Raw genomic sequence first — 13,706 nt, forward strand, 5'->3', positions numbered from 1 at the left:
ACCCGTTCCCATACCGAACACGGAAGTTAAGCTTCTCAGCGCCGATGGTAGTTGGGGCAGGCGCCCCTGTGAGAGTAGGACGCTGCCAGGCTGTACAATATGGAGGATTAGCTCAGCTGGGAGAGCATCTGCCTTACAAGCAGAGGGTCGGCGGTTCGATCCCGTCATCCTCCACCATATATACCGTAACTTGATTTATTTGCCGGGGTAGCTCAATTGGTAGAGCAACTGACTTGTAATCAGTAGGTTGGGGGTTCAAGTCCTCTCGCCGGCACCATTCTTTTCGAGCCATTAGCTCAGTTGGTAGAGCAGATTGCAGACTTCATTGAATAAGCTTCTGCGGGCAATCTGCGAGAAAGAACGAAAGTTCTTTTGAGCATCTGATTTACCACAATTAAAGATTAGTGAATCATCTTAGTATGAGCCATTAGCTCAGTTGGTAGAGCATCTGACTTTTAATCAGAGGGTCGAAGGTTCGAGTCCTTCATGGCTCACCATTTTAAATTAATATGCGGGTGTGGCGGAATTGGCAGACGCACCAGACTTAGGATCTGGCGCCGCAAGGCGTGGGGGTTCGACTCCCTTCACCCGCACCAATTAATATCTATAATGCGGAAGTAGTTCAGTGGTAGAACACCACCTTGCCAAGGTGGGGGTCGCGGGTTCGAATCCCGTCTTCCGCTCCAAAAGTGCCGGGGTGGCGGAACTGGCAGACGCACAGGACTTAAAATCCTGCGGTAGGTGACTACCGTACCGGTTCGATTCCGGTCCTCGGCACCATTTAAAATAATAATGCGCCCGTAGCTCAATTGGATAGAGCGTCTGACTACGGATCAGAAGGTTGTGGATTCGACTTCTTCCGGGCGCGCCATATAAACGGGAAGTAGCTCAGCTTGGTAGAGCACTTGGTTTGGGACCAAGGGGTCGCAGGTTCGAATCCTGTCTTCCCGACCATTCTTCTTACTTCTTTATGGGGCCTTAGCTCAGCTGGGAGAGCGCCTGCTTTGCACGCAGGAGGTCAGCGGTTCGATCCCGCTAGGCTCCACCTTGATTTAATTATATATTTGGCGGTGTAGCTCAGCTGGCTAGAGCGTACGGTTCATACCCGTAAGGTCGGGGGTTCGATCCCCTCCGCCGCTACCAAATATCTTAAAGTTGTATTCTACTTGGACCTTTAGCTCAGCTGGTTAGAGCAGACGGCTCATAACCGTCCGGTCGTAGGTTCGAGTCCTACAAGGTCCACCATTAGCTTCATATTATTACGGAGGAATACCCAAGTTTGGCTGAAGGGATCGGTCTTGAAAACCGACAGGCGGGTCATACCGCGCGGGGGTTCGAATCCCTCTTCCTCCTCCATATTGTCTTTATTATTATTATCGCGGGGTGGAGCAACGAGCGTTGCTTCAATGAATAATCTGCGAGTTGTATCAATCGAGCTGCTTCTTGAGTAAGCTTTCTGAGATTGATACAGTCTATGTAAGCTTAGAGCATGGACGAATTCTTATAACTTTTATTGTCGCGGGGTGGAGCAGTCTGGTAGCTCGTCGGGCTCATAACCCGAAGGTCGCAGGTTCAAATCCTGTCCCCGCAATTCGGTCTGGTAGTTCAGTTGGTTAGAATGCCTGCCTGTCACGCAGGAGGTCGCGGGTTCGAGTCCCGTCCAGACCGCCACTATAGTGGCTCAGTAGCTCAGTCGGTAGAGCAAAGGACTGAAAATCCTTGTGTCGGCGGTTCGATTCCGTCCTGAGCCACCATTTTTTATTTGAATAGGTACTTATTATGGCGATTGTGGCGAAGTGGTTAACGCACCTGATTGTGGTTCAGGCATTCGTGGGTTCGATTCCCATCAGTCGCCCCATATTATTTTATGCGGGTGTAGTTTACTGGTAAAACCTCAGCCTTCCAAGCTGATGTAGTGGGTTCGATTCCCATCACCCGCTCCAAAATATGGGCCTATAGCTCAGCTGGTTAGAGCGCACGCCTGATAAGCGTGAGGTCGATGGTTCGAGTCCATTTAGGCCCATTATTTTTTTATTCCGCAGTAGCTCAGTGGTAGAGCTATCGGCTGTTAACCGATCGGTCGTAGGTTCGAGTCCTACCTGCGGAGCCATTTATGGGGAAGTACTCAAGAGGCTGAAGAGGCGCCCCTGCTAAGGGTGTAGGTCGGGTAACCGGCGCGAGGGTTCAAATCCCTCCTTCTCCGCCATAAAATATTTGGCCCCTTGGTCAAGCGGTTAAGACACCGCCCTTTCACGGCGGTAACACGGGTTCGAATCCCGTAGGGGTCATACAAAAAAACTGATGATAATTATCATCAGTTTTTTTGTATTCTTTTTTAGATTGTCCAGATCACTCCTCACCAAATTTCCCTTATCTTTGGTTTGTTTTCACATAATAACATTATATCGAGATAGCATTTTTCTTTTAACTATTTTCTCGGATGTATTGGTACCGCTTACATTTTCCTCAAATGTACTAATTTCAGACTATTTTTTTATTAAAAATCAAATAATTTTTTTGCTGCATTTTTAAAAAATTTTTATAAAAAACTTTATAGAATTATGTCGATTGCTGCAAAATTATATGTCGTTCTGTGCTGAAATTTGATGAAAAACCCCTCATTATAACAGCCTGTATCGGTTGTTGTCAGAAAAGATAAAAAAGTTTTTCGAGGCATATGCTTCATTTGCACTTATAATTGGTCTTTGAAATACATATTTTCATTGAGGATGAGGAGAGCCATGACAGTGAACACGATATTTCCGACTGATTATCAGCTGCACTTATTTCACGAGGGGAATTTTTTTCAAAGTCATCAGCTTTTTGGCGCTCATATCTTTAAGGATTCCGACAAGGTTTATACACGATTTTGCGTATGGGCCCCTAATGCCAGCCAGGTGCGGCTTACGGGCGATTTTAATAACTGGAATGGTGAAGGATATGAACTACGAAAAGTTAATGATGAAGGCGTATGGATTCTAATTTTAAACCAGGAACTAGAAGGAAGGCTTTATAAGTATGAAATTTTCTCACAAACAGGGGAAAAATTTTTAAAAGCAGATCCGTTTGCATTTTATTCGGAATTAAGGCCAAATACTGCTTCAGTTGTGTATTCGTTAAGCGGTTATAAGTGGGAAGACGATAATTGGATGAAGCGAAGAGAAAAACAGAACCTTTTATCAGAGCCAGTAGTTATTTATGAAATCCATCTAGGATCTTGGCGAAAAAAACCAGACGGAAGCTTTCTGTCCTATAAAGAATTGGCCACAGAAATTATTCCATATGTAGTGGAGCATGGCTTTACCCATATAGAATTATTGCCGCTTGTCGAGCATCCGCTCGACGATTCGTGGGGATACCAAGGGACAGGTTACTTTTCAGCAACATCCAGATATGGTACACCTGACGACTTTAGATACTTTATTGACCAATGTCATCAGCATGGGATTGGTATCATTCTTGATTGGGTTCCTGGACATTTTTGCAAGGATTCGCATGGTTTATACCGCTTTGATGGAACACATATTTATTCTTACAGCCATGCTGAAGATAGAGAAAATGTAGTATGGGGTACTGCGAACTTTGACCTTGGAAAGGGAGAGGTACAAAGCTTCCTCATCTCAAATGCACTTTTTTGGATAGATTATTTTCATATTGATGGGTTTCGGATGGATGCGGTTGCTAATATCATTTATTGGCCTAATTCCTTTGGGAATAAACGCGAAAATCCATTTGGAATTAACTTTTTGAAAAAGTTAAATAAGGAAGTCCATGAGTATGATCGGCATTTTTTAATGATAGGAGAGGATTCAACCGACTTCCCTCAAGTAACAGGCACCGTTCAGTACGGCGGGCTTGGGTTTGATTATAAATGGAATATGGGCTGGATGAATGACATGCTGGAATATGCGGAAACTCCACCATTTTTGCGCTCAGAGGTTCATTCAAAAGTCACTTTTTCACTTTTATATACCTATTTAGAAAATTTTATGCTGCCATTTTCGCACGATGAAGTGGTTCATGGGAAAAAGTCGCTCCTAGATAAAATGCCGGGGGATTATCGGGAGAAATTTGCCCAGCTAAGACTGTTACTAGGTTACATGTTTGCGCACCCCGGGAAGAAACTACTATTTATGGGCTTTGAATTTGGCCAGTTTTCCGAATGGAAGGATAAAGAACAACTTGATTGGAACTTAATGGAATATGGCATGCACGAGAATCTAAATGCATATGTAAAAGTATTGATAAAACTGTATAAGCGTTCAAAAGCACTATATGAATTGGATCATTTACAGGATGGATTTGAGTGGATTGACGCCAACAACAGCAATCAATCAATTTTCTCATTTATTCGGAAAGGGAAGAAAGAAGCAGATAGCCTCATCATTATTTGCAACTTTACAGCGATTAGCTATCCGGTTTATCGGATTGGGGTCCCTAAATCGGGTGAATATCGAGAAATATTTACTAGTGATCAAGAAGAATACGGTGGGACTGGATTGATAAATAAAAAAACAATTTTGGCGATGGAAGAGCCATTTCATGGGCAGCCATATTCAATTAATTTAACAATTCCCCCGTTTGGTTTTCAAATAATAAGACCAGTAAACAAACGAAAGGAGAGAAAAGGAAATGGCAAAGAAAAAGTGCGTAGCCATGCTGTTAGCAGGGGGGAAAGGAAGCAGGCTTAATTCGCTGACAAAGGATTTGGCGAAGCCGGCTGTACCCTTTGGGGGAAAATATAGAATTATCGATTTTACGTTGAGTAATTGCACCAATTCAGGTATCGATACGGTAGGGGTTCTTACTCAATACCAGCCGCTGTTGTTAAACTCTTATATTGGAATTGGGAGCGCCTGGGACCTTGATCGCAAAGATGGCGGTGTGACTGTTTTACCGCCGTATAGCGAGTCTTCGGAAGTAAAGTGGTATACCGGGACGGCAAGTGCAATTTATCAGAACATGAATTATTTAAAGCAATATCAGCCTGATTATGTATTAATCCTGTCAGGCGACCATATTTACAAAATGAATTACGAGAGCATGCTGGAATATCATATTGAAAAAAGGGCTGATGTCACGATTTCTTTAATTGAGGTTCCTTGGGCGGAAGCGAGCCGATTTGGGATTATGAATACAAATGAGGATTTGAGAATAGTAGAGTTTGAGGAAAAGCCTAGCAGCCCGAAGAATAATCTAGCATCTATGGGTATTTATATTTTTAGCTGGAATATACTTAAGGAATATTTAGAAATGGATGATCGCAATCCTGAGTCGAGTCATGATTTTGGGAAAGACGTGATTCCGATGCTGCTCGAGGAAAATAAGAAACTGTTCGCCTATCCTTTTAAAGGATATTGGAAGGATGTCGGCACAGTTCAAAGCCTGTGGGAAGCGAACATGGATTTATTGAATGAAGAATGTGAGTTAGATTTGTTTGATCACGACTGGAGAATTTATTCTGTCAATCCGAATCAGCCGCCGCAATATATTTCTTCTGATGCGATTGTTAGAGAGTCGCTGATTAACGAGGGCTGTACGATTAACGGGGAAATTGAAAAATCTGTTTTATTTCAAGGTGTATCGGTTGGAAGCGGCTCGACGATTAAAGAATCCGTCATTATGCCTGATGTTGTTATTGGCAGCAATTGTTTGATTGAAAGGGCCATTGTTCCATTTGATGTTAAAATACCAGACGGGACCGTGATTCGTTCATTTGAAGATGAAATTATTCTTGTAACTGAAGAAATGTTAAGCGGGTTGTACCCTGCTTTTTAATATTTTATATTGTCTAGCTGCAGCGCCTAGGGGCTCGAGTCACAAGCCAATCCGTCCAAAAGGTTAAGGAACAACCTTTCGGCCGGCTCGTCTTGTGCTAGTCGCCCCTGACCAAGGCGCTTACGCTTTTATAATAGGAGGGACTTGGATTGAAAAGAAGGCTTTTGGGTGTAATAGATGCAACTACTTACCATGAAGATTTAGAGGATCTGCTCACACACCGTTCATTAGCGGCCCTGCCTTTTGCAGGACGGTACCGGATTATTGATTTTGTGCTGTCGAATATGGTGAATTCAGGGATCCGCAGTGTGGCGATTTTTCCAAAGATGCAGTATCGTTCGTTAATGGATCATCTTGGTTCAGGGAAAAATTGGGATTTAAATCGAAAGCGTGATGGTTTATTCTTTTTTCCATCTCCTATAGTAGATAGCGATGGTAATAGAATTGGTTCATTTGAACATTTTGCGGCGAATATCGATTTTTTCTACCGAAGTACACAGGAGTATTCCATCATTTCCAATTGTTATACCGTTTTTAATATGGACTTTAGACCAATACTTGATTGGCATAGTCATTCAGGGTGTGATATTACCGAAATCCACCAACGGGATAGCGGTTCAATGGAAATGTACTTAATAAAGACTTCCCTGTTAATAAAGCTGATTGAGACAAGACATGAAACAGGGTATACATGTATGAAGGATGTCGTGAACAATCGTCACCCTCTTTATAACATTTGCCACTATGAATACGACGGTTATGCAGTGATGATAGATTCGATCGAAAACTATTATAATACCAGCATGAATTTGCTTAAATCTGATTATTGGAAGCAATTATTTATCAAAGAACAGCCAATCTTTACAAAGGTAAAGGATGAGCCGCCGACCAAATATATTAAAGGCTCATTTGTAAAAAATGCAATGATTGCCAATGGATGCTTGATTGGCGGGACGGTGGAAAATAGCATCGTTTCCCGTGGGGTGAAGATTGGCAAGGGAGCAGTTATTAAGAACTGCATTATTATGCAGAAGTGCCAAATTGAAGAAAATTGTTATTTAGATTCGGTAATTTTAGATAAAGATGTGAAAGTGGACGCTGGAACCCATTTAACCGGAACAACCGCTGCACCTTATGTGATTCGTAAGGGGACAAAGCAAGGAGCGTTGATGAACTCATGAAAGTATTATTTGCTGTTTCAGAATGCGGACCATTTGCAAAATCGGGGGGACTTGCTGATGTTGCCGGTTCGCTTCCAAAAGAATTGAGAAGTCTTGGAACAGATGTCAGGGTCATTCTCCCTAAATACGGAACCATTTCTGATGATTATAAGAATGAAATGAAGAAGCTCAAGGAATTCTCCGTTCCTGTCGGTTGGAGAAATCAATATTGCGGTATTGAGGAGCTTACGCATCAGGGAGTTACCTATTATTTTGTCGATAATGAATACTACTTTAAACGTGAACGGCTATACGGTTTTTTTGATGATGGAGAAAGATTTGCTTATTTTAATAGAGCGGTTTTAGAAGCACTAGCGGAGCTGGACTTTTTCCCAGATGTACTCCACTGCCACGACTGGCATACTGCCATGATTCCTTATCTATTAAGGACGGAATATTACAAGAGAAAAGGCTACGGTCTTATGCGGACGGTATTTACGATTCATAACCTGCAATTCCAAGGGGTTTTTCCAAAAGAGGTTCTTGGAGATTTGTTAGGGATGGATCATCAATCCTTCCACCCAAGCCATTTAGAGTTTTTCGGGAATATCAATTTTATGAAGGGAGCGCTAGTCGCTGCTGATAAAGTAACGACAGTGAGCCCGACCTATAAAGAGGAAATTCAGACTGAAGTTTACGGGGAAAAACTAGAGGGGCTATTACGGGAAAGAAATGAAGATATTGTGGGTATTTTAAATGGAATTGATGAGGACTTCTATAATCCAGCGGAAGACCCATTGATTTATCAACCCTTTACAGCTGATAATCAGCGAAATAAGCTAATTAATAAACGAGAAATTCAAAAACAGTTTGGGTTGCGGCAAAGTTCTAGAACTCCTTTATTAGTGATGATTTCCAGGCTCACAAAGCAAAAAGGGCTTGATTTAGTGAAATGCGTTCTTCGGGAAATATTGCAAGAGGATTTACAGGTGATCATTCTAGGTACCGGCGATTTTGAATATGAAGAACATTTAAGGCAGGCTGCCCGCATTTATCCGGAAAAGTTAAAGGTTCATACTGGTTTTAATGAGGAACTTGCTCATAAGCTATATGCAGCGGCAGATATGTTCTTAATGCCATCCTTATTTGAGCCATGCGGTCTCAGCCAGTTGATTGCGATGAAATACGGGGCGATCCCAATTGTTCGTGAGACAGGAGGCTTAAACGATACGGTAAGGGCCTGGAACGAATTTACTTGCGAAGGAAACGGCTTTTCCTTCCGAAACTTCAATGCCCATGAAATGCTCACGACCATTCAAAGAGCAATAGATTTTTACCATGATACCGATACCTGGGAATCGATTGTAAAACAAGCAATGGAGATGGATTATAGCTGGGTACAGTCCGCGTTTCGTTATAACCAGCTATATGCTGAGCTCATCTCAAGGAGTGAAACCCATGTTTTCTAGTACTGCCGAATTTAAGGGGAATTTTCTAAAAAGACTTGAAATGTTATCTGGGAGGAGCTTTTCGGAAAGCACGCCTAGAGACTGCTATCAAACTCTTGGCCAGATGATTCGTGAATTTGTCAGCCATGATTGGATTACAACCAATGAAAAATATCTAGCTGCAAAGGGAAAGCAGGTTTACTACCTTTCAATTGAATATTTATTAGGGAAACTATTAAGACAAAATTTAATCAACCTCGGCGTTGAAGAAACGGTGCAGGCCGGTCTTCAGGAACTCGGGATTGATTTGGGGGAGCTTGAGGAAATAGAAGCAGATGCAGGCTTAGGAAACGGCGGCTTAGGAAGACTGGCCGCCTGTTTTTTAGATTCACTTGCTTCACTGAATCTACCAGGACACGGACACGGCATTCGTTATAAGCATGGCTTATTTGAGCAGAAAATTGTCGATGGCTATCAAGTCGAACTCCCTGAGCAATGGCTGCGGAGCGGCAATGTTTGGGAGATTCGCAAGGCGGACTGTGCGGTGAAAATTCCGTTTTGGGGCAAGGTTGAAGCAAAGCAGGAAAACGGCCGACTCGTCTTTCATCATCTGAACGCAGAGACGGTTACCGCTGTCCCCCACGACATGCCAGTACTCGGGTTTCAAGCAAAAACCGTTAATACATTAAGACTTTGGAACGCGGAGCCATCACAGTTTCCATTTCATGAGGATATCTTAAAATATAAGCGGGAAACAGAAGCGATTTCTGAGTTTTTATATCCGGATGATACCCATGATGAAGGGAAGATTTTAAGGCTAAAGCAGCAGTATTTTTTAGTGTCGGCAAGCATTCAATCCATCTTAAAAAGCTACCGTAAAAAGCACAGCAGCCTGAATTCGCTCCATGAACATGTTTGTATTCACATCAATGATACCCACCCTGTCCTTGCGATTCCAGAGCTGATGAGGATCCTCATCGATGAGGAGGGATTTGAATGGGAACAGGCCTGGGAGATTACCACGCATACGATTTCCTATACGAATCATACAACCTTATCAGAGGCATTAGAAAAATGGCCGATTCGCATTTTCCGACCGTTATTGCCGCGAATTTATATGATTGTCGAAGAAATTAATGAGCGGTTCTGTCAACAGCTATGGGAACAGACTCCAGGCGATTGGGAGCGGATTGCGAGACTAGCGATTCTTGCTGATGATTATGTCAAAATGGCTCATTTGGCTATTGTCGGAAGCTTTAGTGTCAATGGAGTTGCAAAGCTGCATACAGATATTTTAAAGAAACGGGAGATGAAACCTTTTTATCAGCTGTATCCCGAGAAATTTAATAATAAAACCAATGGGATTGCTTACCGGCGCTGGCTGTTAAAAGCAAATCCGAAATTATCCTCCCTTATTACGGAAACGATTGGACCTGACTGGACTTCTTCAGCAACTGACTTGAAAGAGCTCCTGAATTATCAAAATGACGCCGTGTTTTTGGAAAAGCTGTTAAAAGTAAAAAAGGAAAATAAGCAAACCCTGGCTAAGATCATCTTTGATAAGACTGGTACAGCTGTGGACACTGGTGCGATTTTTGATGTACAGGTGAAACGGCTCCATGCTTATAAACGCCAGCTCCTAAATGTTTTGCACATTATGCACCTATATAACCGGATAAAGGAAGATTCAAGTTTTTCGCTCGTCCCAAGGGTGTTTATTTTTGGAGCCAAAGCTTCACCCGGTTATTATTACGCCAAAAAAATAATCAAATTAATCAATACCGTAGCTGAAAAAATAAATAATGATCAAGTAGTGGCCGACAAACTAAAAGTAATTTTCCTTGAGAATTATCGTGTCTCACTTGCTGAAAAAATCTTTCCAGCAGCCGATGTGAGTGAGCAGATTTCCACGGCTAGTAAGGAAGCATCGGGGACAGGAAACATGAAATTTATGATTAATGGTGCCCTGACGGCAGGAACATTAGATGGCGCGAATATTGAGATTCGTGAGTTGGTTGGGGATGCTAATATTTTTACCTTCGGGTTAACGGCAGAGGAAGTTCTTCACTATTATCAACATGGGGGGTATCAATCGGTTGAATACTATCATCATGATTATCGGATCCGTCATGCTGTTGACCAGCTAGTGAACGGATTTTTCCCAGGGGTGAATAATGAATTTGAACCAATCTTTGATTCACTTTTGGAGGAGAATGATCAATATTTTGTCCTAAAGGATTTTGCCTCCTATGCAGACATTCAGGAGAAAATTGGAGAAACATATAAAAATCAGAACGTATGGCAGCAAAAGTCGTTGGTGAATATTGCTAACGCCGGTTATTTCTCAAGTGACCGCACAATTCAGGAATATGCGGATGATATATGGGGAATAAAACCCTTATAAGAAAAGGCTCCTGCCACGTGGCAGAAGCCTTTTATTTCAATCATTTCCTTTAATAACTTACCGCATTAATTCGTTATAATATTATTAGTATACATTCTATTCAACAGGTCCAATTGCAGGGGCAATCAATAAAATTGATATTTAGATTCTGACAAAAATAAAAAATTGTCGAGAAAAATACCCTTTCTCAACAATCTGAAAAGGCTCCTGCGACATGGCAGAAGCCTTTTCTTATGATACAAAGTGTCCGATGAAAATTCCAATTGCGAGTAAAAATCCAAAGATCGTATTGGTTTGCGCTGTTGCTTTCATCGCTGGTGCCATTTGAATTGGTAAGCTGTTTCCAATAAAACCTTTTGTCGCTTTAATTGCTTTGGGTGCACTTAGGATCACGATGGCTGTCCAAACGGGTATCACACCGCTGATAATAAGGGCAAGAACCCATAAATAAGAGATAATGAACATCAAGGCTAGTAAGTTAATTGCCTTCTTTTTTCCTAATAAAATAGCTACTGTTTTCCGGCCATTTTCTTTGTCACCATCGAGGTCACGGATATTATTGGACAACATAATCATGCCAACCAAAATCATACTCGGAACCGATACAAGAATACTTGAGCGCTCCACTGTCCCTGTTTGTATGAAGAATGAAATTAAGATAATCAGCATTCCCATAAAGAAGCCGGAAAAAATTTCCCCAAATGGTGTATAGGCTATCGGAAATGGTCCGCCGGTGTAAAAATAGCCAACAGCCATACAAACAAGACCAACAATGGCTAGCCACCAGCTGCTGTTTGCACAAATATAAATCCCTAATAATAAGGCGATACCGTAAAAACCAAAAGCAAGATTGATGACTGTCTTTGGCTTGATTCCATCACGGACAATGGTCCCGCCAATCCCGACTGAGTGTTCAGTGTCCAGACCGCGTTTGAAATCGAAGTATTCATTAAACATATTGGTTGCTGCTTGAATTAATAAACTGGCGATCAGCATCGCAAGAAAAAGCCCGAAATGAATTTTGCCGTTCCGAAGAGCTAATGCGGTACCAAGTAATACTGGTACGAAGGCAGCGGTTAACGTGTGGGGCCTCGTCATTTGCCACCAAACTTGAACACCGCGGTTTGACTCAACAGCAGGTTTCGAACTTTGCTGTAAATTTGGCTGCATATTGTTCTCTCCCTTTAAAAAATTTTCTATATAATATTTCATTTTAATAGGATAAAGGTCATTTCCCAACCCTTAGTGTATGGAATTCCCGTAAGAGTGTCAATTGATTTTTGCTATCAAAATTAGAAGATAATACCTGCCTGATTATTATTGAATGGTTCGAGGGAAAATAATCATAATGAAAATACTGAAAAGTTCATTTACCGCCACAAGGTGAAGATTTGATATATAATAAGGATAGATAGTGACAACTATTATTGACTTCATTACAATAAAGGTAGTAACTTAAAATAAGTAATAAAATGAATGGATAACAGTCATTTCGGCTGTTTTGGAGGGATTTGTTTGGTTACCATTCAAGAAACAGAAATAAACGAAAGAGGTCCTTTGGCTGTTAAGCGTGCGAAAGAACTAAGCAAGCCTATTTTGGTAAGTGAAGTTCATAAAATTGACACGGTTAATCCTTTGGCCTTTTTTAAGGCAGGAAAAGAACGCTTTTGTGGGGAACGTTTTTTTTGGAAAGACCCAACAGATGAAATTGTCCTTGTTGGACTTGGAATTTCTAAACAAATTCAGTCGGATCAGGTTACTGACCGCTTTTTTCATGTTGAAAAAGAGTGGGAGAAATTTTTAAAGGATAGTCTCATTTATAATACATATACTGAAATCGCTGTTGGTCCTGTCATGTTTGGTGGATTTTCCTTTGATCCATTAAAAGAAAAAACAGAGCTCTGGTCCAAATATGCCGATTCTTTGTTCCATATACCAAAATATTTATTGAGTATTATTAAAGGCCAGGCTTATTTAACAACCAATACCATCTGTACCCCCCATGATGATCTATCCTTATTTAGTAAGATAATCGAGGAGAGAAATCTGATTCTGCATTCTTTAACCACTAATTATCGGGCAAAGTCGACGTCTCTTATAAGGACCAATGAAATTATGCCGGAAAAATGGAAAGAGTCTGTTGATGGGGTTGTGAAAGAATTAACAAACGGCACCTTAAAGAAAGTAGTCCTTGCCAGAGAGCTCCGGCTCATTTTTGACGGTCAAATTGAGGCAGAGAATGTACTTGATCGTTTATTCTCACAGCAGCAAGAAAGCTTTATCTTTGCCTTTGAATCAAATGGCGATTGTTTTATTGGGGCTTCTCCAGAGAGACTTGTTAAAAAGCAGGGGAATGAAATTTTTTCTACTTGTCTTGCCGGTTCTATTTCCCGTGGGGAAACGGAACAGGAGGATAGGCTTTTAGGGGAGAAATTATTAACGGACCAGAAGAACCTTATTGAACATCAGTATGTAGTAGAAATGATTAAGGAAGCATTAGAAGAATCATGTCATGAAATGATCCTGCCCGATAAGCCGCAGCTTATGAAAATTAGGGATATTCAGCATCTTTATACACCAGTCATCGGAAAATGCCATAAAGATACTTCACTAATGTTATTGGTGGAAAGGCTCCATCCGACACCAGCTCTCGGTGGGCTTCCGAAGGATGCAGCCGTGGAAAAAATTCGCCAGGTTGAAGTGCTTGACCGTGGTTTTTATGCTGCACCATTAGGATGGGCTGATTATCGTCGCAATGGTGAATTTGCTGTATCTATCCGTTCCGGGCTCTTGCAGGGTGAGGAGGCATCATTGTTTGCCGGTTGTGGTGTCGTTGCCGATTCGGAAGCAGAAAGCGAATATTTAGAGACGAGTTTGAAGTTTACACCAATGCTTCGAGCTCTTGGAGGAAAATAA

General features: G+C 41.7%; 7 protein-coding genes, 21 tRNA genes and 1 rRNA gene. 28 read left to right on the top strand and 1 reads right to left on the bottom strand.

What is annotated here, in order from left to right:
- The 27 genes from rrf to ACFVSW_RS19235 all read left to right on the top strand — a co-directional run.
- Positions 1-91 (top strand): 5S ribosomal RNA (rrf, locus tag ACFVSW_RS19105); the annotation flags it as partial.
- A gap of 10 nt (positions 92-101) precedes the next feature.
- Positions 102-177, top strand: a tRNA-Val gene (locus tag ACFVSW_RS19110).
- 24 nt (positions 178-201) lie between these two features.
- Positions 202-277, top strand: a tRNA-Thr gene (locus ACFVSW_RS19115).
- Positions 278-421: 144 nt separating this feature from the next.
- Positions 422-497 (top strand) — tRNA-Lys (locus ACFVSW_RS19120).
- A gap of 14 nt (positions 498-511) precedes the next feature.
- Positions 512-596 (top strand) — tRNA-Leu (locus ACFVSW_RS19125).
- A gap of 15 nt (positions 597-611) precedes the next feature.
- A tRNA-Gly gene (locus ACFVSW_RS19130) sits at positions 612-686 on the top strand.
- 5 nt (positions 687-691) lie between these two features.
- A tRNA-Leu gene (locus tag ACFVSW_RS19135) sits at positions 692-780 on the top strand.
- 14 nt (positions 781-794) lie between these two features.
- Positions 795-871, top strand: a tRNA-Arg gene (locus ACFVSW_RS19140).
- Between the two features lie 6 nt (positions 872-877).
- Positions 878-954, top strand: a tRNA-Pro gene (locus ACFVSW_RS19145).
- An 18-nt stretch (positions 955-972) separates the two neighbouring features.
- Positions 973-1,045 (top strand) — tRNA-Ala (locus tag ACFVSW_RS19150).
- A gap of 21 nt (positions 1,046-1,066) precedes the next feature.
- Positions 1,067-1,143, top strand: a tRNA-Met gene (locus ACFVSW_RS19155).
- Between the two features lie 25 nt (positions 1,144-1,168).
- Positions 1,169-1,245: transfer RNA gene (locus ACFVSW_RS19160), tRNA-Ile, on the top strand.
- 18 nt (positions 1,246-1,263) lie between these two features.
- Positions 1,264-1,356 (top strand) — tRNA-Ser (locus ACFVSW_RS19165).
- 161 nt (positions 1,357-1,517) lie between these two features.
- A tRNA-Met gene (locus tag ACFVSW_RS19170) sits at positions 1,518-1,591 on the top strand.
- Positions 1,592-1,594: 3 nt separating this feature from the next.
- Positions 1,595-1,671, top strand: a tRNA-Asp gene (locus tag ACFVSW_RS19175).
- 7 nt (positions 1,672-1,678) lie between these two features.
- Positions 1,679-1,754, top strand: a tRNA-Phe gene (locus ACFVSW_RS19180).
- A 28-nt stretch (positions 1,755-1,782) separates the two neighbouring features.
- Positions 1,783-1,858: transfer RNA gene (locus tag ACFVSW_RS19185), tRNA-His, on the top strand.
- Positions 1,859-1,869: 11 nt separating this feature from the next.
- A tRNA-Gly gene (locus tag ACFVSW_RS19190) sits at positions 1,870-1,943 on the top strand.
- 6 nt (positions 1,944-1,949) lie between these two features.
- Positions 1,950-2,023: transfer RNA gene (locus tag ACFVSW_RS19195), tRNA-Ile, on the top strand.
- Between the two features lie 12 nt (positions 2,024-2,035).
- Positions 2,036-2,110: transfer RNA gene (locus ACFVSW_RS19200), tRNA-Asn, on the top strand.
- A 5-nt stretch (positions 2,111-2,115) separates the two neighbouring features.
- Positions 2,116-2,206 (top strand) — tRNA-Ser (locus ACFVSW_RS19205).
- Between the two features lie 10 nt (positions 2,207-2,216).
- Positions 2,217-2,288, top strand: a tRNA-Glu gene (locus ACFVSW_RS19210).
- 453 nt (positions 2,289-2,741) lie between these two features.
- Entirely contained in the window at positions 2,742-4,691 is a 1,950-nt protein-coding gene (glgB, locus tag ACFVSW_RS19215; protein WP_387318221.1) for a 1,4-alpha-glucan branching protein GlgB, read from the top strand.
- Positions 4,633-5,778 (top strand): glucose-1-phosphate adenylyltransferase, encoded by a 1,146-nt coding sequence (locus ACFVSW_RS19220; protein WP_387318222.1) that lies wholly within the window; start codon positions 4,633-4,635, stop codon positions 5,776-5,778. Before glgB ends, ACFVSW_RS19220 begins: the two co-directional genes overlap by 59 nt.
- Positions 5,779-5,927: 149 nt before the next feature.
- Positions 5,928-6,959, top strand: coding sequence for a GlgC family sugar phosphate nucleotidyltransferase (locus tag ACFVSW_RS19225; protein WP_387318223.1), 1,032 nt, complete (start codon positions 5,928-5,930; stop codon positions 6,957-6,959).
- Positions 6,956-8,407 carry a glycogen synthase GlgA gene (gene glgA, locus ACFVSW_RS19230; protein ID WP_387318224.1) on the top strand — a complete coding sequence of 484 codons (1,452 nt, stop codon included), beginning with the start codon at positions 6,956-6,958 and terminating at the stop codon, positions 8,405-8,407. The genes ACFVSW_RS19225 and glgA overlap by 4 nt, the downstream gene beginning before the upstream one ends.
- The gene (locus tag ACFVSW_RS19235; RefSeq protein WP_387318225.1) at positions 8,397-10,790 is read left to right on the top strand and encodes a glycogen/starch/alpha-glucan phosphorylase; all 2,394 of its coding nucleotides are present in this window, start codon (positions 8,397-8,399) and stop codon (positions 10,788-10,790) included. The genes glgA and ACFVSW_RS19235 overlap by 11 nt, the downstream gene beginning before the upstream one ends.
- A 231-nt stretch (positions 10,791-11,021) precedes the next feature.
- Here ACFVSW_RS19235 and ACFVSW_RS19240 read toward each other — a convergent pair whose 3' ends face one another.
- A complete protein-coding gene (locus ACFVSW_RS19240; protein WP_387318226.1) occupies positions 11,022-11,960 on the bottom strand; it encodes a 1,4-dihydroxy-2-naphthoate polyprenyltransferase in 939 nt (312 codons plus the stop codon).
- Between the two features lie 345 nt (positions 11,961-12,305).
- Here ACFVSW_RS19240 and ACFVSW_RS19245 point away from each other — a divergent pair, with 345 nt between their 5' ends.
- Positions 12,306-13,706, top strand: a complete 1,401-nt coding sequence (locus ACFVSW_RS19245; protein ID WP_387318227.1) for an isochorismate synthase — start codon at positions 12,306-12,308, stop codon at positions 13,704-13,706.

The organism is Neobacillus sp. NPDC058068 (assembly GCF_042885335.1).
In the GTDB taxonomy this organism is placed as follows: Bacteria; Bacillota; Bacilli; order Bacillales; family Cytobacillaceae; genus Neobacillus.